1 pseudogene is annotated in these 713 nt (G+C 52.3%); it reads right to left on the bottom strand.

Annotated features, from left to right (window positions below):
* Positions 1-713, bottom strand: a pseudogene (locus QU605_RS15325) (gliding motility-associated C-terminal domain-containing protein); the annotation flags it as partial.

Below are 713 nucleotides of genomic sequence, written 5' to 3'. Positions count from 1 at the left end.
ACATCGAAGGGATCGTTTACATTACTTCCCTCATACCCGTCATCAAGACCATCACCATCCGTGTCTGTACCTGTAAAGGTCCAGTCCGGCTGTCCGTCGAAGTTAAAGTCATTGCCCTCATTGTTATCAGGCACCAGATCGTTGTCGGAATCGGGATCCAGGTAATCCGGAACATCCGTCCCATCTGTGTTTACAGGGGTCAGGCCGGGATCACCACTGCCTGCGTAGGCATCGTCCAGACCATCCCCATCGCTGTCTACCCCACTGGGCGGAACATACCCATCGGTGCTCTGGGCCTCCACATTATCCGGTATACCATCATCATCAGAGTCAATATCCCGGAAGTCAGGAACGCCATCGCCATCTGTATCGGTAGGATTCGTATTGGGATCATTATCCCCATCTGTATTGGCATCCTCATCAGTATCCAGAATACCGTCATTATCACTGTCCAAATCCTCATCATCGGGTACCCCGTCACCGTCGCTATCCGTACGGTCATCCGTCGGATCCAGATAATCCGGCGTACCGTCATTATCTGTATCATCGTTGGTTGGATCGTCGTCACCATTGGCATCTTCATCTGAGGTATCCGTTCCGTCCCCGTCATCGTCAGGGTCCCTGTAATTTACATCGCCCTCTCCGTCCGTATCGGGCAGGTCGTTGGCCGGATCATCGATCTCGTCGTTGACATCGAAGGGATCGTTTACATT

It is taken from the genome of Robiginitalea aurantiaca (assembly GCF_030380815.1).
GTDB lineage: Bacteria > Bacteroidota > Bacteroidia > Flavobacteriales > Flavobacteriaceae > Robiginitalea > Robiginitalea aurantiaca.
Note: the sequence above shows the minus strand (reverse complement) of the source record. Positions and strands in the feature narration are given on the sequence as shown.